This window comes from Caldicellulosiruptor diazotrophicus, assembly GCF_017347585.1.
GTDB lineage: Bacteria > Bacillota > Thermoanaerobacteria > Caldicellulosiruptorales > Caldicellulosiruptoraceae > Caldicellulosiruptor > Caldicellulosiruptor diazotrophicus.
The window spans coordinates 1,764,506-1,787,434 of record NZ_AP024480.1; the positions used below are offsets into that span (position 1 = coordinate 1,764,506).

21 protein-coding genes, 6 tRNA genes and 1 pseudogene are annotated in these 22,929 nt (G+C 34.1%); 1 reads left to right on the forward strand and 27 read right to left on the reverse strand.

Translation table 11 applies throughout. The annotated features are described in order from the left end of the window. Positions 1–10: 10 nt before the first annotated feature. The 14 genes from CaldiYA01_RS08555 to CaldiYA01_RS08620 all read right to left on the reverse strand — a co-directional run bounded on the left by CaldiYA01_RS08555 (position 11) and on the right by CaldiYA01_RS08620 (position 9,394). The gene (locus CaldiYA01_RS08555) at positions 11–2,146 is read right to left on the reverse strand and encodes a sodium-translocating pyrophosphatase (protein WP_207178806.1); all 2,136 of its coding nucleotides are present in this window, start codon (positions 2,144–2,146) and stop codon (positions 11–13) included. A gap of 159 nt (positions 2,147–2,305) precedes the next feature. Further along, positions 2,306–2,380, reverse strand: a tRNA-Cys gene (locus CaldiYA01_RS08560). 28 nt (positions 2,381–2,408) lie between these two features. Further along, positions 2,409–2,484 (reverse strand) — tRNA-Gly (locus CaldiYA01_RS08565). A 13-nt stretch (positions 2,485–2,497) separates the two neighbouring features. Next, positions 2,498–2,573, reverse strand: a tRNA-Phe gene (locus CaldiYA01_RS08570). A 14-nt stretch (positions 2,574–2,587) separates the two neighbouring features. Continuing rightward, positions 2,588–2,664, reverse strand: a tRNA-Asp gene (locus CaldiYA01_RS08575). A 9-nt stretch (positions 2,665–2,673) separates the two neighbouring features. Continuing rightward, positions 2,674–2,749: transfer RNA gene (locus CaldiYA01_RS08580), tRNA-Val, on the reverse strand. A gap of 167 nt (positions 2,750–2,916) precedes the next feature. Beyond that, positions 2,917–3,771 (reverse strand): Hsp33 family molecular chaperone HslO, encoded by an 855-nt coding sequence (gene hslO / locus CaldiYA01_RS08585; protein WP_207178808.1) that lies wholly within the window; start codon positions 3,769–3,771, stop codon positions 2,917–2,919. A 93-nt stretch (positions 3,772–3,864) separates the two neighbouring features. After that, positions 3,865–4,065 (reverse strand): cold-shock protein, encoded by a 201-nt coding sequence (locus CaldiYA01_RS08590; protein ID WP_207178810.1) that lies wholly within the window; start codon positions 4,063–4,065, stop codon positions 3,865–3,867. A 69-nt stretch (positions 4,066–4,134) separates the two neighbouring features. Next, complete coding sequence (locus CaldiYA01_RS08595) at positions 4,135–4,866, reverse strand: class I SAM-dependent DNA methyltransferase (protein ID WP_207178812.1); 732 nt, start codon at positions 4,864–4,866, stop codon at positions 4,135–4,137. A gap of 5 nt (positions 4,867–4,871) precedes the next feature. Then, entirely contained in the window at positions 4,872–5,480 is a 609-nt protein-coding gene (plsY, locus tag CaldiYA01_RS08600; RefSeq protein ID WP_207178814.1) for a glycerol-3-phosphate 1-O-acyltransferase PlsY, read from the reverse strand. Then, positions 5,477–6,799 carry a ribosome biogenesis GTPase Der gene (gene der / locus CaldiYA01_RS08605; RefSeq protein ID WP_207178816.1) on the reverse strand — a complete coding sequence of 441 codons (1,323 nt, stop codon included), beginning with the start codon at positions 6,797–6,799 and terminating at the stop codon, positions 5,477–5,479. Before der ends, plsY begins: the two co-directional genes overlap by 4 nt. Further along, positions 6,796–8,097 carry a DUF512 domain-containing protein gene (locus CaldiYA01_RS08610; protein ID WP_207178818.1) on the reverse strand — a complete coding sequence of 434 codons (1,302 nt, stop codon included), beginning with the start codon at positions 8,095–8,097 and terminating at the stop codon, positions 6,796–6,798. Before CaldiYA01_RS08610 ends, der begins: the two co-directional genes overlap by 4 nt. 24 nt (positions 8,098–8,121) lie before the next feature. Continuing rightward, complete coding sequence (locus CaldiYA01_RS08615) at positions 8,122–8,919, reverse strand: dihydropteroate synthase (RefSeq protein WP_207178820.1); 798 nt, start codon at positions 8,917–8,919, stop codon at positions 8,122–8,124. Then, positions 8,903–9,394: a DUF402 domain-containing protein gene (locus tag CaldiYA01_RS08620; protein ID WP_207178822.1), complete on the reverse strand. Its 492-nt coding sequence runs from the start codon at positions 9,392–9,394 to the stop codon at positions 8,903–8,905. Before CaldiYA01_RS08620 ends, CaldiYA01_RS08615 begins: the two co-directional genes overlap by 17 nt. Positions 9,395–9,489: 95 nt before the next feature. On the opposite strand from CaldiYA01_RS08620, the gene CaldiYA01_RS08625 reads away from it, so the two are divergent. Next, positions 9,490–9,566: transfer RNA gene (locus CaldiYA01_RS08625), tRNA-Pro, on the forward strand. A gap of 2 nt (positions 9,567–9,568) precedes the next feature. Here CaldiYA01_RS08625 and sigK read toward each other — a convergent pair. The 13 genes and pseudogenes from sigK to CaldiYA01_RS08680 all read right to left on the reverse strand — a co-directional run bounded on the left by sigK (position 9,569) and on the right by CaldiYA01_RS08680 (position 22,895). Continuing rightward, a complete protein-coding gene (gene sigK / locus CaldiYA01_RS08630) occupies positions 9,569–10,279 on the reverse strand; it encodes an RNA polymerase sporulation sigma factor SigK (RefSeq protein ID WP_269076397.1) in 711 nt (236 codons plus the stop codon). Positions 10,280–10,312: 33 nt separating this feature from the next. Beyond that, positions 10,313–11,542 carry a peptidase U32 family protein gene (locus CaldiYA01_RS08635; RefSeq protein WP_207178824.1) on the reverse strand — a complete coding sequence of 410 codons (1,230 nt, stop codon included), beginning with the start codon at positions 11,540–11,542 and terminating at the stop codon, positions 10,313–10,315. A 28-nt stretch (positions 11,543–11,570) separates the two neighbouring features. Continuing rightward, positions 11,571–12,212 (reverse strand): O-methyltransferase, encoded by a 642-nt coding sequence (locus tag CaldiYA01_RS08640; protein WP_207178826.1) that lies wholly within the window; start codon positions 12,210–12,212, stop codon positions 11,571–11,573. 2 nt (positions 12,213–12,214) lie between these two features. Beyond that, positions 12,215–13,222, reverse strand: a complete 1,008-nt coding sequence (mltG, locus tag CaldiYA01_RS08645) for an endolytic transglycosylase MltG (RefSeq protein WP_207178828.1) — start codon at positions 13,220–13,222, stop codon at positions 12,215–12,217. An 83-nt stretch (positions 13,223–13,305) separates the two neighbouring features. Continuing rightward, the gene (gene typA / locus CaldiYA01_RS08650; protein ID WP_207178831.1) at positions 13,306–15,156 is read right to left on the reverse strand and encodes a translational GTPase TypA; all 1,851 of its coding nucleotides are present in this window, start codon (positions 15,154–15,156) and stop codon (positions 13,306–13,308) included. Positions 15,157–15,429: 273 nt separating this feature from the next. Beyond that, on the reverse strand, positions 15,430–15,906 hold the full coding sequence (locus CaldiYA01_RS08655; RefSeq protein ID WP_207178833.1) for a DUF5680 domain-containing protein: 477 nt from the start codon (positions 15,904–15,906) through the stop codon (positions 15,430–15,432). 97 nt (positions 15,907–16,003) lie between these two features. Next, positions 16,004–16,228: a hypothetical protein gene (locus CaldiYA01_RS08660; protein ID WP_207178835.1), complete on the reverse strand. Its 225-nt coding sequence runs from the start codon at positions 16,226–16,228 to the stop codon at positions 16,004–16,006. Between the two features lie 513 nt (positions 16,229–16,741). Continuing rightward, positions 16,742–19,567 carry a hypothetical protein gene (locus CaldiYA01_RS08665; RefSeq protein WP_207178837.1) on the reverse strand — a complete coding sequence of 942 codons (2,826 nt, stop codon included), beginning with the start codon at positions 19,565–19,567 and terminating at the stop codon, positions 16,742–16,744. Positions 19,568–19,646: 79 nt separating this feature from the next. Further along, on the reverse strand, positions 19,647–20,363 hold the full coding sequence (locus CaldiYA01_RS08670) for a WG repeat-containing protein (protein ID WP_207178839.1): 717 nt from the start codon (positions 20,361–20,363) through the stop codon (positions 19,647–19,649). Positions 20,364–20,405: 42 nt separating this feature from the next. Continuing rightward, positions 20,406–20,468, reverse strand: a pseudogene (locus CaldiYA01_RS12550) (WG repeat-containing protein); the annotation flags it as partial. Next, a complete protein-coding gene (locus CaldiYA01_RS08675) occupies positions 20,443–21,318 on the reverse strand; it encodes a WG repeat-containing protein (protein WP_207178841.1) in 876 nt (291 codons plus the stop codon). The pseudogene CaldiYA01_RS12550 and the gene CaldiYA01_RS08675, both read right to left, overlap by 26 nt. A gap of 158 nt (positions 21,319–21,476) precedes the next feature. Continuing rightward, entirely contained in the window at positions 21,477–21,593 is a 117-nt protein-coding gene (locus CaldiYA01_RS12555) for a WG repeat-containing protein (protein WP_408612171.1), read from the reverse strand. A gap of 48 nt (positions 21,594–21,641) precedes the next feature. Then, on the reverse strand, positions 21,642–22,895 hold the full coding sequence (locus CaldiYA01_RS08680; protein ID WP_207178843.1) for a hypothetical protein: 1,254 nt from the start codon (positions 22,893–22,895) through the stop codon (positions 21,642–21,644). Positions 22,896–22,929 lie beyond the last annotated feature (34 nt).

Consider the following 22,929-nt stretch of genomic DNA (forward strand, 5'->3'; position numbering starts at 1 on the left):
AATTAAATTCTTATCTGAACAAGGATACAAATACTAATGTAATAGTTGATATGAGCTTTACAAGAACATGCAAAGATGGACCTGCTGTGTCTTTGCAAGGATCTCCAACTGTGTCACCAACAACTGCTGCCTTATGTGCATCAGATCTCTTGCCACCGTAGTTACCAAGTTCTATGAACTTCTTTGCATTGTCCCAAGCACCACCGCCATTGTTGAGGAAAAGTGCCAATATAACACCTGCAATAGTACCTATCATTAAAAATCCTGCTGCTGCCTCTTTACCAAGAAGTATTCCAACAAGTATTGGCGCAATAACAACTATCATACCAGGAACAACCATCTCTTTCAAAGCACCTTTTGTAACAATGTCAACACACTTTGCATAATCTGGCTTTGCTCTTCCTTCCATGATACCTGGGATTTCTTTGAACTGACGTCTTACTTCTAAAATAACATATTGGGCTGCTCTTCCAACCGCCCTTATTGCTGTTGAGCTGAAAAGGTAAACAACCATCGCACCGATAAATGCACCGATGAATACTTCAGGTTTTCCAATATCAACAGAAAACCATGACTCAAGTGGTCTTCCCAGTATCTTTTTGACCTCATCAAGGTAAGCAGAGAAAAGTAAGAAAGTTGCAAGTGCCGCAGAACCAATAGCATAACCTTTTGTCAGAGCCTTTGTTGTATTTCCACAAGCATCAAGCCTGTCTGTAACATTTCTTACCTCTTCAGGTGCACCTGACATCTCAGTGATACCACCTGCATTGTCTGTAATCGGTCCAAATGTGTCCATTGCTAAAATGTATGCACAGGTTGAAAGCATACCCATTGTCGCAATTGCTGTTCCGTAAAGTCCTCCGTTTGCAAACCCAGGAAGTGCATGTTCACCAAGCTTGTATGCGATATAAATCGCAATTGAGATAAATATAACCGGCAACGCTGTTGATTCCATACCAACAGACATACCTGTTATGATATTTGTTGCAGGACCGGTAGTTGATGCTTTAGCTATCTCCTGAACAGGTCTGTAGTGGTATGAGGTATAAAAGTCTGTTAGCCATACGAAAATATAGCTCAATATAATTCCGGCAACTGCACAGCCATACAAAAGCCACCAGTTAACCTCTTGACCGTTTGGAAGTTTCCCAGAGAGCATTGCTTTAACTATGAAAATCAATACTATCAAGTTCAAAATTGTTGTGACAAAGTAGCCCTTGTTCAAAGCCTTCATTGGGTCTTTGCTTTCATCCTTTGTGTTGACAAAGAAAAGTCCAATAACAGACGAAACAATACCTATAGCACGTGCAACAAGCGGGAACAAAATTCCTTTCCAACCGAACACCGGATACAGTGCAACACCCAATATCATCGCACCTATATTCTCAGCTGCTGTTGACTCAAAAAGGTCTGCACCACGGCCTGCACAGTCTCCAACATTGTCACCAACAAGGTCAGCAACAACAGCTGGGTTCCTCGGATCATCCTCGGGAATCCCTGCTTCTACCTTACCAACAAGGTCAGCGCCAACGTCAGCAGCCTTTGTATAAATTCCACCGCCCAGCTGGGCAAAAAGAGCCACAAATGATGCACCAAATCCAAAACCAACAATCAGCGAAGGTGCTTCTTTTATAAGATTTTCTTTCCCAGAAGCTCCTCCATACAGTAAAAACAGTGTTGCAACACCCAAAAGAGATAGCGCGGTCACAGCCAAACCTGTCACTGCACCGCCACGAAGAGCTATCTGTAAGGCTCTATTTAAACCTTTTCTTGCACCTGCTGCAGCTCTGACATTAGAATTCACTGCAATATACATTCCCAAATACCCAGATATTGCTGAGCAGAGTGCACCTGTTATAAAAGCAAAACCTATGTGAAAAGCAATTGAAACAGCATGTGACGAACCTTTTGAAAGGTTACCAAAATAGTTTGCAATGATGATTATAATAGCAACAATCAATGCCAGAATCCCTATAGTTTTGTACTGCCTGTTTAAAAATGCCATGGCACCTTCTCTGATTGCACCTGCAATCTCCTGCATCTTTTCATTGCCTTTTTCTTGAGAAAAGATAAACCTGACAAGACCAATGATTACAAGAATTGCAAATACAATAACTCCATAGATTAAAGCTATGTAGGCTCCCACTGCAATCCCTCCTTAAAGTAAAATTTCTTGTCAATAATTTGACAACCTTTAAAAAAGCGTACAATATATTTTTATTCGACACAAAGCTCAAAAAATCCTTCTTTAGAAAAACAAAAACCTGCTCACTTCTTTTGAGCAGGTTTGATAATTTTCACATACTGGAGGCGCCACCCGGATTTGAACCGGGGAATCAGGATTTTGCAGACCCTTGCCTTACCGCTTGGCTATGGCGCCACGTCTTCCTTTATATAAAATAAAATTTTGGAGCGGGAAACGGGACTCGAACCCGCGACATCTACCTTGGCAAGGTAGCGCTCTACCACCTGAGCTATTCCCGCTCATTTTAAAAACTGGTGCCTCGGGGCGGAATCGAACCACCGACACGAGGATTTTCAGTCCTCTGCTCTACCAACTGAGCTACCGAGGCACATTTATTTTATATGGCGACCCAGAAGGGACTCGAACCCTCGACCTCCAGCGTGACAGGCTGGCGCTCTAACCGACTGAGCTACTGGGCCAATTTAAAATGGTGGGCAGTGCAGGGCTCGAACCTGCGACCCCCTGCTTGTAAGGCAGGTGCTCTCCCAGCTGAGCTAACCGCCCATTTTTTCAACCGCCGCTTCAATCAGCGGCGACATGTTTTATTATACTTAAGATGCGCGTTTTTTTCAATAGTGTTTTTTGGGCAAATTTTTATTAAATTCAGCCGTTTTAGCTCAAAATTGAGCTTCTTCTTACTATTGCTAAATAAATCTCGATTTTTCTCTCAATTATTCACCATATTTAATTTTAAAAGCTTCTTCTCTGGAAAAATAGTATTTTTTCTGGCAAAAAGTGCATACAATTTCGATGGTCTCATCTGAAATTTCTTCATCTTTTAAAAGCGGAATTATAGATTCTACCTTTTCTTTAGAACAGTCACACTTGTACACTGGCTGGTGCTTAGCTAAAACTTCATATTCTATACTGCCAAAAAGTTCTTTTACAATCTCTTCAATGCTTTTATTTTCAAGCACTGATGAGATGTTCGTAAAATTTTTCAATTTCTGCTCAAGGTCAAAAATAACTTTTTCATCTGTCTCAGGCAAAACCTGAACAATGAAACCTCCTGCTGACTTTATACTTTCATCTCTGTCAATCAGAACACCAAGCGCAACAGCTGAAGGAATTTGTTCTGACAGTGCAAAATAATGTGTTATATCTTCAGCAATTTCGCCAGATACAAGTTCAATTTGACCTATATATGGTTCTTTCAATCCCAAATCCTTTATAACCGTGAGCGTGCCTTCTCCAATTGCTCCTTTTACATTCAACTTCCCTCTCTCATCAATTTCTGTGAGCACCTCCTTATTTTTAACATACCCTTTTACATTCCCTTTTGAGTCAGAAACAGCAACCAAGCCTTTGAGTACACCTGAACATGATATTTGAACTGACACAGAATGATTTTCTCCTTTGAGCATTATGCCCATCATGGATGTTGCTGTCAATAACCTTCCTAAAGCTGCTGCAGGAATAGGTGGAAGGTTATGTATTTTGCGCGCATATTCTACTATATCTGTTGAGTCCATGATAAAGATTGCTATGTTTTTGTCTTTTGACAGAGCTCTCAAGATTTGTGCCATATAAATTCTCCCTCCGAAATTCAATTTATTGAGAGTTTTATAAGTCTATTTTAATCCAAAAACAAAAAAGCTTCCAGCAAAACTGCCAGAAGCTTATTTTACCTTCCTTACATTCATAGCCTGATTGCCTCTTTCTGTCTTCACAATGTCAAATTCAACCGTCTGCCCTTCTGCAAGTGTCTTGTACCCCTCCATATTGATAGCAGAGAAGTGCACAAACACATCTTCACCATTGTCAGTACTTATAAACCCATAACCTTTTTCGGGATTAAACCATTTAACTCTTCCTCGCATCTTTAAAAATCCACCTTCTTCTAAAATGATTTACACAGAATATTATTCTCTCTTTTGTGATATTATTATTCACCAAATCTTTTTACACACATAACACACTTTTGACGAAAATTTGGTTCTAAAAGGCAGCCTGTAATCATACACTTTTTTTAAGACCTCAAAACCACAGTCTTTTAAGATATTCTCAATAAATTCTTCCTCATATATAAACTGGTATATATCTTCTGAAACATTCTCACAATTTTTTTCTTTTACTGAAAAATTTATTTTGAGATACCTTGAGCTCAAGCTAAACTTCCATCTCACAAGTGTTCCTTCAATTTTTCTCACAATAAATTTTCTCTTGCCAAGTTTTTGTAGGTATTCTTTGGTATTTATATCAAAAATAAATATTCCATTTTTCTTCAAAATGATATTGGTATTTCTAAAAAATCTAAATATCTCCTTCTTAGGAATGTGATTTATAACATCCACTGTGCACAGAGCAACATCAAACCTTTTTCTTGACGTAAAATTCAAAAAATTCAGATTGTAAAGCTTTATCCCCTTTGAAACGGCTCTTTCGAAAGCAAGTTCTATCATCTTTGAAGAAATATCAATTCCATAAAGCTTTTTAAAACTTCTCCTTTTTAAAAGAAATAACAGTTTGGCATCTGCACAGCCAATGTCCAATATCTTACAATCTTTTCTAACCCCAAAATTCAAAAAACTTTTTTCAATAAACCTGAGAATGTCTTTTCTGCAAAAAAACAATGACGAAAATTTTGAATAGTAAACAGCTATTTTACTATACGAATTCATTCTGTTTATTGAAGCTTAACCCTTTCCCCTACCTTTCTTTCTGTACCATTTAAAAGCCTTTTAATATTTTCTCTGTGTCTTACGATTATAACTACTAAAATAATTAAAGCTAAAAACCAATACTCTCTTTCAAATATCAAAACTGCAAAGAAATACAAAATTGATCCAACAATCACTGTTAAAGACATATACCTTTTGATGGCAAGAACAATAAGCGCTAAAGCAATCACAACAATGGTTATGGTAGGTGTCGCAACAAGCGCAACACCAATCGAAGTTGCCGCTGCCTTTCCTCCCCTGAATCCGAAATAAAGTGGAAAAGTATGTCCCCAAATAACCGCAAATCCAGCTAAAGTAACACCAAGTACAACGTCATCTGGCATTACTATCTTTGCAAACAAGGTAGCAACAACTCCTTTTAAAACGTCAATTGCAAAAACCAAAATTGCAGGACCAATTCCAAGAGTCCTTAAAACATTTGTTGTTCCGGGATTTCCACTACCATACTTTCTAATATCAATACCATTTACCATCTTGCCGATTATGAGGGCTGGAAGAACGCTTCCCAGCAAATAACCCACTGCAAGAACAATCAAAATCTGAAGTGCTTTCATTTGTCCTGTTCCCCTTTCTCTCTAATGAGAAATATTATTGGAACTCCAGTAAAGTCGAAAGTTTTTCTCAAATAATTCTCAATATACCGTTGATATGAAAAATGAAACAGGTCTTTGCTGTTCACAAAAACAGCTATTTTGGGCGGTTTTTCACCCACCTGAGTCATGTAATAGATTTTGAGCTGCTTTCCTTTGTCGCTTGGTGGCTGATAGACTGTAGTTGCTTCTGCTAAAACATCATTTAACTGACCAGTAGTGATTCTTTTAGTATAATTACCATATACATATAATACTGTCTCAAGCAGTTTCTTAACTCTGAACCCTGTTTTTGCCGAAATAAAAAGTACAGGTGCAAATTTTAGAAAACTGAGCTTTTCTTCTATCTGTTTTTTGTACTCATCAGCCGTTTTTTCATCCTTCTCAACAGCATCCCATTTATTGACTGCCACAATACAACCTTTCCCAGCCTCATAAGCATATCCTGCAACCTTTGCATCCTGTTCAGAAACATTTTCTGTTCCATCAAGTAAAATTATACAGATATCACTTCTTTCTATTGCCTGAAGAGTTCTCAGCATACTATACCTTTCCACGTTGTCATATATTTTGCTTTTTCGTCTAAGTCCTGCCGTGTCAATCAAAGTCATAGGAATGCCTTCAAATTCAAATGTAGAGTCAATAGCATCGCGCGTTGTTCCAGGAATATCGCTCACAATAACCCTTTCCTCACCCAGAATATAATTTACAAGAGAGGACTTTCCTGTGTTTGGCTTCCCTATTATCGCCACCTTTATTGTACCTTCCTCTATTTCATTTATTCCCTCTTTATTAAAGTAATTAACAACTGCATCTAAAACATCTCCAACTCCTGTTCCATGCTCAGCAGACATTGCTATCGGGTCAGAAAGCCCAAGCTCATAAAATTCATATATTATAGCCTGCTGTGAAATATTATCAATCTTATTTACAGCAAGAACAATTGGTTTTTTTGAACTTCTGAGCATGTTGGCAACTTCTCTATCTGCATCAGTAAGACCAGTCTTGCCATCAACCATGAAAATAATAACGTCAGACATATCAATTGCAAACTGGGCTTGTCTTCTCATTTGTTTTAATATTATGTCTTCAGAGTACGGCTCAATTCCACCAGTGTCAATCACATTAAAAGTAATTCCTCTCCATTCTGTCTCACCAATTATTCTGTCACGGGTAATACCCGGTGTATCATCCACAATTGCCCGTCTTTCGCCAATGAGCCTGTTAAAAAGTGTTGACTTACCTACATTTGGCCTTCCAACTATTGCAACTGTTGGCTTCAATTCCCCTCACCACCTTTCAAAAGGTAATACAAAAGTTTTCTGCCATGATTTTGCACAGGATATACAGGCTTTTTTATTTCTTTGGCAACATCATCTATATGAACATCATCCAAGAATTTATTTTCATGATTGAGAGCACATGCAGGAACCAAAACATAATCTCCCAGTTCTTTGCACATTAGCTGGTTTATAATGTCCTGGCCAGTTAAAAGCCCTGCAACAGTGACATTTTCACCAAAAAAATTATTGACAACAGCCACAACATCAACCTTTATATTTGGGTACTTCTGGTTAAAAGTTTCAATTAGTTCTTTCATAAACTTATATGCTGCCACAGATGTCACAAGAGTTATACGTTTTTTTAATTTAACATTTGGTTTTAGTTTTTTTAAGCTACTTAAAAACTGTTTTTTAAAAAGGGCTAGAAGACCTACCCCATTTTCAATTTGTCTAAACTCCTCATAAAATCTATAATCAGGTATTTTCTCTTCTGCCTTTACATAAAACTCATCTGAAGCAAATACAAGTTTGGTCCCAAATCTTCTTTCAAACTCTTTTTGCCATTTTGATATCTGCAAAATAACCTCTTTTGCATCCTCTTTTGAAAAAGGCTCAAGCTCAAAAAGCCCCTCTCTATACTTGGTAAGTCCAACAGGCACAACTGCAATTGACCTAAGATTAGGATAAAAATCAGCAAGGTCTGAGATTGTTTTGTCAAGATTATCCTTATCATTGATATTTTTCATTAATACTACCTGAACATCAAACTCAATACCATGCTGCGATAAATATTTAAGTTGTTTTAATATCATAGATGCTTTAGGGTTTTTCAAAATAAATACTCTGAGTTGTGGGTCCGTGGTGTGTACAGAAATTTTCAATGGACTCAAGTGAAACTTTACTATCCTTTCAAAATCTTTCTCTCTCAAGTTCGTGAGAGTGATATAATTTCCATTCAAAACAGAAAGAACAGTATCATCATCTTTTATATAAAGAGTTTCTCTCATTCCTTGGGGAAGCTGGTCTATAAAACAAAAAATGCATTTATTCGTGCATCTTCTCACATTTTCATATTCAAATTCTATTCCAAGAGGTTTTAACTTTCTGTTTATAAGACCAACCTTTTGAATATTCCCATCCCTCAAATACTCTATTAAAAGAATCTCATCCTTAGAGTAATACATATAATCAAGAACATCATTAATTTCATTACCATTTATATTTAAAATTATATCGCCTTGTTTGATGCCACATTTGTAAGCCAAACTTTTTTCCAACACTTTTGAAACTTTTAACATCTTTTCACCTTTTGGTTGTCATATTTAATCTAAAAAGCCTTCTCTCGCCATTGTAATATATTCCATACAAAACTCATCCTGCCCAGACAAAGTCTCAGAAGCATAAATGAGCTTCATCAAAACATCGTCAAGAGGGTCAGCAATACAGCTATTTAGTCCAAAGTAGATTGCAATAGGCAAAAATGCTCTGTTTATCCACCTTCTTTTTGGCAAGCCAAAGGATATATTTGAAAGTCCGCATATGATATTCACATTCTCAAACTCATTCCTCAAAAGCCTGATTGTCTCAAGTGCAATATCGACATATCTTTTATCCACAGAAACTGGCTGAACCATCGGGTCCAAAAAAATGTCCTCAAGCAAGATTCCTTCCTTGTCAAATCTGTCAACAAGTCGTTTTGCTATCTCAAGCCTTTCTTTTGGGTCTTCTGGAATGCCACTATCTTCCATCAAAAGTGCAACAACTTTCATGTTGTACTCTTTTATCACGGGCAGAGCTTTGTTTAAGATTCCTTGCTCATATATCACAGAATTGAAAATTGCTCTTTGTCCTTTGTAGACTTTCATAACCTCAGAAATTACCTCTGGTCGTGGACTGTCAATTGAAAGTGGGATGTCAACTTTGCTTTGAATGCTTTGAACCATCTTTTTTAGTATTTCCGCCTCAAGGTCGACAAACGCTCCAGCGTTTACATCTATATAATGAGCCCCTGCTTTTGCCTGTTTTTCTGCAAGGGATACTATAAAATTATAATCTTCATTTTTTATAGCCTCTGCAACGTTTTTAACTGTTGAATTTATTTTCTCACCAATAATTATCATTCTGGTTTTTCACTCCTTTTTCTCTAAGATACTCTTCTACCTTGTCCAGTTTAAAGCCATTGTAAATGTCATTCAAAAGAAAATTGAGTTTAAAAAGTGCATCTAAAAGCATCTCTTCAGAGATTTTATTTTCTCTTCTCAGCATTACAAGCTCATCTATGTCCATTATTTTGTAGCTGCCGTCAGGATATACTACAACATCAACAAGCAGATCTTCTGTGACAATCTTTTCTTCGTCTTTCCGTGTATTAATGATATCACAATAGGTATAAATTAGTCTATCATCATTTCCATAGACTTTGCTAATTTTTATTCCTTTGTCAAAATATATGCAAGAAGCTCCCCATTTTATATCCTCTCTTTTTTTGATTGGAAGCCACTTGGTGACCAATACTTGTTCGCCAAGGTATACTATTTGGTCAGATGAGATATCTATTTCTTCTTCTGGGTAAAATCTTTTTCTTATAAGCCTCAATTTTATTCTCCTTTTTCGATTGATTTTTTTGAGAATTATTATATAATGATAGATAGAGGTTTGTAAACTTCTTTTCAAAAAATAAAACAAAAGGTCGGGATGTGGCTCAGCTTGGTAGAGCGCCTGGTTCGGGACCAGGAGGTCGCAGGTTCAAGTCCTGTCATCCCGACCATTTTAAAAATTATCACTTAAATTTTGAAGTTCTCCATAAAGTTTTTGAAGTGCTTTTTTTTCTATTCGTGAGACGTATGAGCGGGAAATGCCAAGCAAATTTGCAACTTCCAATTGTGTTTTTGCTTTACCATTTTTTAGACCATATCTCAGCTCAATTATTTTTCTTTCACGGCCTTTTAAAATTTTGTTAAGCCTTTTCAGAAGATTTTTTATCTTGATTTTTAAATCAATTTGCTCCTCTATATCTTCTTGATCGTTTTGCAAAACATCCATGAGTGTTATTTCATTTCCGTCCTTATCACTGCCAATTGGATTTTCAAGTGAAAGCTGGGAAAAAAACTTTTTATTTTGTCTAAGATACATAAGTATCTCATTCTCAATACATTTTGCAGCATATGTAGAAAGCTTTGTACACTTTGTTGAAGAATAAGTCTCAATTGCTTTTATAAGCCCAATTGTCCCAACAGAAATGATATCATCTGTTAAATTTGGAAATGAAAATGTGTATTTTTTTGCTATATGCGCAACAAGACGCAGATTTTTTTCAATGAGAATATTTCGAGCTTCTTTGCAGCCTTCCCACATCTTGTTCAGATACATTTCCTCTTCTTCAGAAGACATTGGTTGGGGGAATGAACTTTGATTTTCGATGTAAAACATTTTAAATATCCCCGCCACACTTTTTAAGGTCAGCATATAGTTTATGCTCATTCCCCCATTTTGTTGCATGTCCACCATTAATTTTTAATTTTCTACCTTCTTTCTTAGCATTGCAAATTCTACAACAGGCCTGTCAAATTTTATTTTTGTAAGCTGCTGTGCATGAGGGACAACCTCTAAGGGATTTCCTTCAAGGTCATAAATTCTATCTATCCTTTGTACAAAATATGTCCCATTTGGAAGCATAACCTCAACAGTATCTCCTTTGAAAAACCTGTTTCTCTGCTCGACCACAGCCCAGCCATCATTCAATACTTCTTTGACAATTCCCACAAATTCATATTCCCTGACATATTTGCTTGACTCAAATCTATAGTCGTCATGATCTGGCTTTCCAAAATAAAAGTTTGTTGTGTAACTTCTGTGAGAACACTTTGCAATTTCTTCAAGCCATTCTTTTTCAGGTTCAAAATGTTCAGGGTCTTCTATAAACTTGTCAATTGCTTTTCTGTACACACTTACAACTGTTGCAACGTAGAAACTACTTTTCATCCTTCCTTCAATCTTAAAAGCGTCAATACCTGCAAAAGCAAGCTTGTCAATGTGCTCAACCATGCAAAGGTCTTTCGAGTTAAAGATATAAGTACCATCAACATCTTCAAATACCTCAAAATACTGGCCTGGTCTTTTTTCTTCCATGACATAATATTTATACCTGCACGGATGAGCACACTCGCCTCTGTTTGCGTCTCTGTATGTCATATACGCACTTAGAAAACACCTGCCTGAATATGAAATACAGACCGCTCCATGAACAAAAGCTTCAAGTTCAAGGCTCTCGGGAATATTCTCTCTTATTTCTCTGATTTCATCCAAAGACAGCTCTCTTGCAAGCACAATTCTTTTTGCACCAAGCTGATGCCAAAAACGGGCAGATTCATAGTTTGTTGTATTTGCCTGAGTGCTTATATGAATTGGTATCCCAAGATTTTTAGCCTTCATGAATATCCCTGGGTCAGACACAATTATTCCATCAAATTCAAAATTTTTTATAATATCAAAAAACTCATTTATTTTCCTAATATCTTCATTCCTTGCGAATATGTTAGCTGTAAGATACACCTTTTTACCATGTTTATGTGCAAAATCAATGCCTTCTTTCATCTCATCAAAATCAAAATTGCCCGCATATTTTCTGAGCCCAAATTCTTTACCACCAATATACACGCTATCTGCACCATACAAAATTGCAGTTTTTAGCCTTTCCAAATCGCCCGCAGGTGCAACAAGCTCAGGCTTTTTTATCTTCATCATCTTCTAAAAAACCTCCGCAAACCTTTTTTTATTTTTTCCTTACGGCTATCAACACTCCATCGCTAATGGGAAGAAGTGTCATTACAAAGTCAGGGTCATCTTCTATCATTTTTATGAACTTGTTCATTCTTTTTGCAATTGTTATCATCCTTCTTTTAAGATATCTTCTTCCCACAACCATTCCCTTAAAAAGCACGTTGTCACATATAAGGAGGCAATTTTTAGCCATCTTCTCCTTGGTAAGGTTGAAATAATCAATGTACTGAGCTTTTGCAGCATCAAAAAATATCATGTCAAACTCACCTTCAATTGCCTCTAAAACCTCTTCCGCCTCACCACCAATAACAACTATTTTGTCCTGTGCACCAAACTCTTTTATATTTTTCTTAGCCTCCATGACCATGTCAAAGTCCATCTCTATTGTAATAATCTTTGCTTCAGGGAAGCCTAAGTGCATGGACAGCGTTGAAAATCCCACTGCAGTGCCAATCTCCAATATTCTCTTTGGTTTTTTCAGCATTGAAAGTATTGTTAATAGCCGCGATACTTCTTTTGAAACTATTGGTATATTTTTCTTTTGAGCCTCCTTTTCAATTTTTAAAAGTCTTGGATCCATATTTGTAAGCTTACTTCTTATAAACTGGTTTAAAATGTCCTGTGATATATCCATTTTTATTTTTTCCCTTCTTCTATTTGTTTTTGAGCCTTCAAATGGTCTTCAAATGTCTTTGAAAATATATGAGTTCCATCCTTTTTGGCAACAAAAAATAGATAATCTGTTTTTGTAGGAGCTAAAGCCGCAAGAAGACTTTTTCTGCCAGGGTTGCAGATAGCAGAAGGTGGCAATCCTTTATTTAAGTATGTATTGTATGAAGATTTTATTTTCACATCCTGCAAAGAAAGAACCTCTTTGTGAACAGGCAACACATATTCTACCGTTGCACAGCTTTCAAGTTTTATGTTTTTTTGTAGCCTGTTTAAAAACACACCAGCAATAATCCCTCTTTCGTTATCTTTTTTTGCCTCTTTTTCAACAATTGAAGCAAGTATAATCGTTTGAATATCATCTAAATTTGTTGTCTTTTTATCCTTTATGCTTTCATACACTTCTAAAAATCTATTTAGCATCATCTTTATAATATCCTTTTCAGAAGTGCGGGGATATACTTCATATGTATCGGGGAACAAAAACCCTTCAAGCTTGTACTTTACTTCTTTTGAACTGTATTTATACTTAAAATTAAAGTCATAACTATTCACAGTTTCCAAAAACTTGTTTTCATCTACAAGTCCAAGACTTTGAAGTTTTTTGGCAATTTGCTGGGCTGTAAACCCTTCTGGAATAGTAAACTTAATAGCAACTTTTGGAACAAAACCTTTTTCAAGAGCTCTACAAAGCTCTCTATATGTCATATCAGACGAAAGCTTGTATTTTCCTGCTGCTATTTTGTAGTTATTTAATTTGACATAAAACATAAAAAAGTACGGGTTTTTTATAATCCCATTTTTCTTCAAAATCATAGCCACATCTTTTGTGGATGTATTTTGTGGAATTTCAACCACAGTTTCGATTACCTTTTCTCTTTGAGATTTAAATGATACATAAACAAGTGAAACCATTAAGACTAAGAAGAGTAATACAACCAAATAATATTTAAAACCTTTTTGCCATAACCTCATAAGTACCACTTACCCCAAAACTTTTCTTTGATTTTCATGCTCATATTATATCACAATGAAAATCAAAAAAGAAAAAAGAGCCTTCAACAAACAGGCTCCTTTTCTTCTTTTTTAGCTCTTGCCTCCATCTTCTTTCTCATCTCATGATTTAAAATCTTTTTCCTAAGCCTTAAGCTCTTTGGTGTCACTTCCAAAAGTTCATCCTCTGCCAGAAATTCTATACATTCTTCAAGCGAAAGCTGCAGAGGAGGAGTTAAACGCAAAGCCTCATCAGCTGTGGCTGAACGCATGTTAGTAAGATGTTTTTTCTTGCAAACATTCACAATAATATCTTCAGGGCGCGAACTTTCACCAACAATCATACCTTCATATACTTCAGTTCCAGGTCCAATGAAAAGTCGACCTCTCTCCTGGGCATTGTAAAGACCATATGCCACAGCCTCTCCAGTTTCAAAAGCTATAAGTGCTCCTCTGTTTCTTTCTGGAATGTCACCAGCATATGGCATATAGTCATAAAACACATGGTTCATAATACCATTGCCTTTGGTATCTGTCAAAAACTCAGACCTAAAACCTATAAGTCCTCTTGCAGGTATTATAAACTCAAGACGCATAAATCCATCATTTAAAATGGTCATGTTCTGAAGCTGTGCTCTTCGCGGACCCAATTTTTCCATGACAGTGCCCATAAACTCTTCTGGAACATCAATTATCAAATATTCATACGGCTCATAAAGTTCACCATTTACAATCTTTGTTATAACCTGTGGCTTTGAAACCTGAAACTCATAGCCCTCTCTCCGCATGGTTTCAATCAATATTGCTAAATGAAGCTCCCCTCTTCCTGACACCTTAAATGAATCGGATGAATCGGTCTCCTCAACTTTCAATCCTACATTTCTCTCAAGTTCCTTAAAAAGGCGCTCTCGTAAGTGCCTTGATGTTACATACTCACCTTCTTTTCCTGCAAAAGGTGAGTCGTTTGTTGAAAATATCATAGAGATTGTTGGTTCATCAATCTTGATAAACTCCAACGCCTCTGGATTTTCTGCATCTGCCACAGTCTGACCAATGTTGATACCATCTATTCCGGCAATTGCAACAATATCACCAAGCTTTGCCTCGCTACATTCTACCCTTTTTAAACCTTCAAACTGATACAGCTTTGTAACCCTTGTCTTTTGTAAAACCCCATCTTGTCTTGTGCAAACTGCAACCTGCTGATTGAGTTTTACACTACCTCTTACAACCTTTCCAATAGCAATTCTTCCAAGATAATTGTCATAGTCAATTGAAGTTACAATCATCTGGAAAGGTGCATCAATTTCACCAGTTGGTGCTGGAATATTGTTTATAATCATCTCAAAAAGTGGTTCTAAATTGTAACTTTCATCTTCTAAATCAAACTTTGCGATACCTTCTTTTGCTGATGCAAAAACATATGGAAAATCAAGCTGGTCTTCATCTGCTCCAAGTTCAATAAAAAGGTCCAAGACCTTATCCAAAACCTCATAAGGCCTTGCAAATGGCCTGTCAATTTTATTTATAACAACAACTGGCTTGAGTTTAAGCTGTAGGGCTTTTCTTAAAACAAACTTTGTCTGGGGCATTGGACCCTCATAGGCATCAACAACAAGAAGCACACCATCTGCCATAACAAGCGCTCTTTCAACTTCACTTCCAAAATCTGCATGGCCCGGTGTGTCTATGATGTTTATCTTTATGCCTTTGTACATAATTGCTGTGTTTTTGGCCATTATGGTAATTCCTTTTTCTCTTTCAAGCTGGTTTGAATCTAAAACTCTTTCTTCAACTACCTGATTTTCACGGAATATTCCACTTTGTTTTAGCATGCTATCTACAAGGGTTGTTTTACCATGGTCAACATGGGCAATTATAGCGATGTTTCTAATGTCAGTTCTTTGGGTTAGCATTTTTAGATCTTTGGCTGCCTCCTTTTAAAGTTTAAAGATAGCTTACTATTTTAAATGTATGTAAGTAAAAAGTCAATAACTAAATAACCTGACAAATCAAAAGCAGGGGAATGAGTAACCCCTGCTCTTAATATGCATAACCTATGGTTGTTATGTTTTTGCACTATAATATTTTATGACAACGGGGACATTTTTTTATCTCTTGTTTAACTTTTTTGCCTTCAATAACTATATCTTCTATTTAACAATTTTTATTTTCATAAAAATCCATCCTCATATTTTCACAATTCCAGATGCAATGTGTTGGGCAATTAATTCTTTATCATAATAAATATCAGTTTTTTCCAATACTCCTGTTGCTTTAAGTTCAAATATCGATTTATATTTTAATAATTCTTTTTCGTATGTAAAATCCTTAAATAGATTATCCTTGCATTCCACTAAATGCTTAGCCCTAGCTTCTTTTAAAAAATCATATACTTGATTTGTACCAATTGGACATTTATTCAAAACATAACCAACATAATCACATATCCATACTACTTTATTACTGTCTTTCTCAATTATTATTTCAACCCCTGCATAGGGATTAAATCCACGATAAAAATCTTTAAAAATATATCGGTTTATCTCCTTTTTAAACTCCCAATCGTAAACATCTGATTTTTTATATGGATTAAACTCCTTAGTTTTCTTCACATAGCAAGACAATCTTCCTTCAATTATTGTCCTTTGCAATAAGTCCAACATAGTAATATTCCCTCCTAACCGTTTAGTAGATTTAAATTGTTTACCTCCAGACCTTTAAAAATGTTTATTTTCTCAATATTTCAAATTAATCGTTATTTTAGTATCCAAAATTACTTATATTCACGTTTAATTCCGCAAGCATCTGATTCACAATTAAGTAATTATAAACTGGAATAACACCATCCCAATAACTGATATTAAAACCAATTGGATTGAGGTAACTTTTAAAGGAAATTTTTTCGGCTTCTTTAAAAGCTTCTTTTGGAGGGTTAGGGAATAAAACATCTTTCCCAAATTTGATGTTATCAAGGGTTATTTGCAATGTTGTAAAATTACCATTGTAAGTAATAATTATTTTCTTAGTTTTATAGTCATTTTCATCAATATAAAAGTTATATTTAACAGGATTTAATAGGTATCATTTCAAGCAAGTCATCACTTACAAGATTTAAGAGATTAGTTACAACATCCAGACTCCCAGTCACATCTCCTTTATCTCCCAATACTTCATTTACACTATCTCCTACTAATCTTCCAAATATATTTGCTACGCTAAATAACTTTTTAATATTTTCTTTCAAGAATTTTTTGGTGCATGCTTCCATTTTACTTTGAGAAACAGTAATTAATGCATTTTTTGTCTTTAATTTTTACACTCCAACAACCACTATTTGGTCGAAAAACTTTGCTTTCTCACTTAGAATAGCATTTTTAAGATCCTGGTTGAATTCTTTTCTACTTTTTAACGTTAAAACCTGTTAATCTGTTTCTTTCAACGAGCTATTTTTTAATTTAAATAAAGCCATCTTCAAAGATAATTTATTATAACCGCAACTTATCTTAGCTGATTGCTTAATCTTAATTTAAGTATAAATGCATCATCTAACCCTTGATTAATGCAATCAAAATCTCCATCTTCTGAAGAGGTACTTCCTAAAATGACATAACTATCTTCCCCATCCTGAATAATTTTAAAAGGTTTATCACATCTTTTTCCACTTATCAATGTTTTCCATATAATATCTCCATTGGAATAATATGCTACTAAAACAATGTCACCCCATATTTCATTCCATTCTCTTTTCAATCCCATATCTACTAAATCTGTCAGGTCCCCATTAATTGAATCTGACAAACCTACTGCCATAATTATATCACCATTGAAGATTATATCTTTGAACGAATCTTTCCTACTTCCACCAAATATTTTCTTCCAAATTACGTTACCTTTACTATCGTATTTGACAATAATTCCATCGGGACAATCATCAGTTATAAGATGTGAAGATTTCTTTACAACATCATACATATCTAAATCTTTTGAACTTGAATCACCCACAACAAAAATTTCGTCCTTAGCTGTAACTGTCACCGATAAAAATCTATCATCCCCTGTGCCTTTAAATAACTTCTCCCATAATACATTCCCTTTTAAGTCAAACAATCCTATGAAACCTTCACAGTCTCCTCCATAGCTGCTTTTCCAATCTCTTTCCTTAGCTGTTACCCAACCGACTGCAACAATACTTCCATTTTGTAATTTCGTAACTTTTTCAATACATCCGTGTTTGCTATCTTGATGTATATATTTAATCCATTCAACATCACCATTAGAATTTAACTTTAATATGGCAGCCTTACCAAACAACTGTCCACCTATAACTAAACCACCGTCTAATGTCTCAATAACAGAACTAAATACTGTTAATTCTGAACTATTATGACCTTTCATATCATTTCCTATACTCTTTCTCCAAAGAATATTTCCATCTTTATCAAATTTGAGTATTAATCCATATGAAGGTCGATTATTATATTGCTCTACTGAACCTATTGCAATAAAATTGTTATCAGAAGTTTTTATTACATAATTTAGTTGATTTATTAAACAATATTCATCACCAAAAATACTTTTTTTCCAGATGACTTGACCGTTCTTGTTAAATCTGAGTATTAATCCAATTGTTGTGTTTCCAGGAATATTTCTTCTTAATTCTTTTAAATCTTCATAGAAAGAGCTTGAGTATCCTACGACAATAAGTTCTGAGTTATTGAAAGATACACCAGAAGTAAAAACATCATTATTCTCTCCTCCAAATAACTTAACCCACTCTATATTTCTTAATATTTCCTCTTCAATAGATACTATAATAGGAATAGGATGTGAAAAATGCTTCTGTGTTATCCTATTATCAAAATTGCCATCATAAGAATTAGTATCTCCCGAAACTATAATATTTTTCTCTGTGCAATGCAGTATTGAATAAAAGCTGTCATAATTACTTCCACCAAAAACTTTTTTCCATATTATATTTCCATTTTTATCTAACTTAATAATACCGGCGTTAAAATATTTTTTATCAAAATCAATTTGAGTTTGTGGCGCAAAATCTCCATCTTGTGAAGTTGTACTTATGCTCAGTATTATATTGCCTTTTTCAGTTAATGCAATATCTTTCAATATATCAGTATCACTACCACCAAAACATCTTTCCCATTGAATATTAAATTTTAAATCTGTTTTATATATATAAATTCCTTTCTCACTTCGATCTATCTCATAATTTGCACCAACAATAAAACTTCCATTTGGTAATGGCAAAATAGTCTCAACTCCTTTTTTGAATAATTTAGCATTAGTTATCTGTCCTTTAGAATCATATTTTAATAATAGATCTCCACGTACATAATTGTCTAAACCAGTAAATTTTTTTATGTCACCACCTTTACATATACTTACATTTATTGACATAATAATACCGGTTTTATGCCTAACAACAGTATTTACCATTTCATCACCTGTTCCCCCAAAAACCTTCTTCCATAATAAATTTCCTTTGTCATCCCATTTTGTTATTAGGACATCTCCTCTATACTTGTCAGTGTCTTTTTTTAAATTTCTAATGTCTTTATCAACAGAAAGTACATTTCCAACTGCAACATAACTTTTATCATCCATTGAAATAATAAAATTAAAGTAATCAATATTTGAACCTCCAAAAGTTTTTTTCCATTGAATTTTCCCTTTTCTATCATACTTTACAATCAATGCGTCTGATTCACCTTTTGATAAACCTTTTAAATCTCCATCAATAGAATTAGAAGAGCCTACAACTATAAACCCTCCATCGACAGATTCTACTACCATTTTAAACTCATCACATCCCTTACCACCAAACACACTTTTCCACACAAGCCTGCCAGTTTTATCATATCTTATTATAAAAGCATCCTTATCACCTTTCGCCAAGCCTTTCAAATCTCCGTCTTTGGATGTAGTAGTTCCAACAACTACAATTCCACCATCTCTTAACGTTTCTAAAAAATAAGGAACGTCATCTCCTTTTCCGCCAAAAATTCTCTGCCATTTTAATTGTCCATCAGCATTCCATTTCGATATTATTACATTGCAATTTTGGATAAATCCACCTGAAATTGTCCCTGAACCACTTATAACTCCTACTGTTACAAAACCTAAATCTGTTGTAGACTTAACAATTCTGAATGGATCCCCAGCTAAGTTTTCAAAAGTTTTTATATACTTTATTTTAGGTATAACTTTCAATGTATATTTTTGATTATTTGATAAAGAATTGGCAAAACCATATTGTAAGCTAAGCAATAGCACTATGTTAAAAAGTATTAGAAAAATTTTCTTCATTTTAATCATTCACCACCCAGATATAAATATCCAAATTCTGTATTTATAATTAATTTCCATTCGCCAAATTTTATGGGTTCTAATTTATTTGAATTTTAAGAAACCCAAACTTCCCATCTTTATATACAACATAGTCCCATTCTGTGCTATATTCTATAGGAACTAAAATATAACTAAAATCAATATTTAATTTATTAACCTTATTTCCTGTTTTATCTATAAAGTAATAACCATCGTCAGTGCTTACCAAAGAAAAACCCTTTTTAAAACTTTCAGCATCATTATATTGAGGTTTTATTATTTCATTACCCATTTTATCTACAAATCCCCATTTACCATTTATTTCTACTGCCGCTAATCCTTCTTTATAGCCTTTTACAAAATCGTATTTTGGTTTTACAACTTCATTACCATTTATATCTATAAAACCCCACTTTTTATCGACACTAACTGTAATCAGTCCCTCACTAACCTCTCCAATATAATCATACCTTGGAGTTAATAATTCTTTTCCCGTTTGTCTGTCTACGAGTCCCCATTTACCACCAATTCTAACCTTTACAAATTTATTTCCCTTTGAATAATAGTCTACAAAGTCATATTTGGGAGAAATTATTTCTTTACCTGTGTTTATATCTACAAAACCATACTTAATTTTTCCTTGTTGTAAAATTTCAACCATTACAACATTGCTACTGAAGTATTCAATCTCATTATATATTGGCTTTATTATCTCTTTTTTTGTTCTTTTATCTATAATCCCCCATTTACCTCTTACCTTAACCTTAACTAACATCTTATTAATTCGGAGTAAATCATCAAAAAATAATTTAACTTCATCATACTGAGGCTTAAAAACTTCCTTGCCAGTCTTATCAATAAAACCCCCACTTAGGATTATTCCATCCTATCCCAAAAGCAGCTAAACCTTCATGAAAACTATCAACAAAGCCCATTAATGTTCTGTCATATGGTAATTTTATAACTACTTTTCCTGACTTGTCTATAAAAAACCACGAAATTCCGTCTACAACTGGTGCTGATCCTTCGCTGAAAACTCCTGCATAGTTATATCGGGGTTCTATCAATGTTTTTCCGTTTTTAACATCAACAAATCCAAATAGACCATTCACTGTAACTGTAGCAATATCTCCTTCTCCAATTCCTCTGATTTCATCATATATAGGTTTTATAATCTCTATTCCATTTTTGTTTACAAGACCTACTTTTCTATTTAATTTAATTTCAACTAGATAACTTCCATTATAGTCAGAAAAAGCACCAAGAAAAGAATCATAGTCATATTTGATTGGTAATACTTCTCTACCAGTAATCTTACTAACCAATCCACGTTTATTGTTTACTATCACAGGTACTAAATTTTCAAAATTGTCACTATAATCGATATAATCATATTTTGGTGCAACTATTTCTTCTCCTGTTTTCTTATCCACAAAGCCATATTTATCTTTGTACTTAACCTCAATCAAATTATCACTAAATGAACAGTTTATTTCTTTATATTTTGCAGGTATAAGAATCTTAAAGCTTTTTATATCAAAAACACCATATTTATTACCATTACTCCTGTATATACCTATATTAGACCCCATCCATACTACTTCACCTTCATGTTTTGGTTCCACTATTATATAAATTTTATTGCTAAATCCCAAACTAATTTTGGTTATTGATACAGATATTATCAAGAATATTATTAATAAAATAATTTTTGGCCTTCTATTAAACATCATTTTCACCATCCCAAAGTTAATTAATATATTTCAAACACTTGTTCTCAAATTTTTGCTTTTAAATATCTCACTTTAATTTATAACTGCATATCTACTCAGCAAAGTTATACGTAAATCTTAGTCCTTCTCTTTAAATATCATGTTCTTCAACACAATTAGTCCTTCAAGGTTATTTTACTAATACAAGCAAATTCACTTGTAAACCCACTTGCTGCGTCATAATTAGGTTCAACTATCCAGTTCCAACTTTTATCAATATAGCTATATTCTATTTTTACAAACTAATGCCAAAATTGTTTCAGGGAAAATTATATGTTCAATTAATTTCTCTTTACAATAACATCCACAATTACCAATTCATTGGAGTCAACAGATTTCCGTCCACATTCAAAGTAAATATTAATTCCATTACTTAACTCACATATGATAACTTCATCAGAATCCGCACCTTGCCCTCTTGTAACTTTTTTTATTGCCCCAGATTTGTTCTTTCTGAGAATTTCATAAGCTTGCTCAGGTGTCATTTTCATTATTTCGACACCTAAAATAGTTGCACCTTCATGAAAAAGAATTGCATTAGGAATTTTAGAATCTACATCTTTGTAATACCCATCTTCAGGATTAAAAGCCCACTCTAGGGCACCAATATTGTAATAAACTACACCTTCCCACATATAAGTTATATCACATAAACCAAAAATGGATTTTATATCTTTAAAGTTCATTTTCGTAAGCTTTTCTATTTCACTTAATGATTGAATATTTATTCTTTTTATCACATTCTTATTTAACTCATCAAACTTAATATAAAAATTTGCTGAGTTTTTCCCATTGGGATCAATATCAAAAGAAGGAAAATATACTTCTATTCCATCATCTTTTATAATAAACTTGTCATCTATTTGAATATCTGTATTTTCAGTTGCTTGATTAAGGCTTTCTTGATATTTTGGAGTTTTCAATTCAATATCTCTACATGTTGCTGAAAGAAAAGTTATATAACTCCTTAATTTTTTTAAGGCATTGCTATCTATAATATCCTCTCTGGGCAACAATTTTCCATTAATAAGATTAAAATTGAATGTCATAGATTCGTAATATCCTCCACTTCCTCCTCCATCAATAAAAAATATTGTGGAAAAAATATCTTTTAATTTGTAATAATGGCATTCGTAAGTAATTCCTAATACAAAAGACTCTCCTGTCTTCTGTATTTCTTCTAATTTATTCTTGATAAAATGTTCAATTGTTTCATTTACTTTTTCAATCGCTGATTGAGGATAACCACTTGCAATTATTACAGGATATTCTATTTTTATAATTTTGTTGCTTTCACTTTGTTCAATTGTCTTTTTATTAACTTTAACTACTTTTTCTACTTGCTTTCCAGAAATATTTTTATTTCCCAAGGATATGGTAGATTTTTCATCATTATAAACTACCTTACCAATATTCTGATTAGGTGACACATTTTCATTTTTGATTCTTTTAAATAATGTACAACCCGAAAGTAATAAACATACAATGCAAATTACAATTATTTTGAACATCACAGTTTTTCTAAGTCTATTCATAATTTTCCACCTTTCATTCTTAGATTTATTAAGT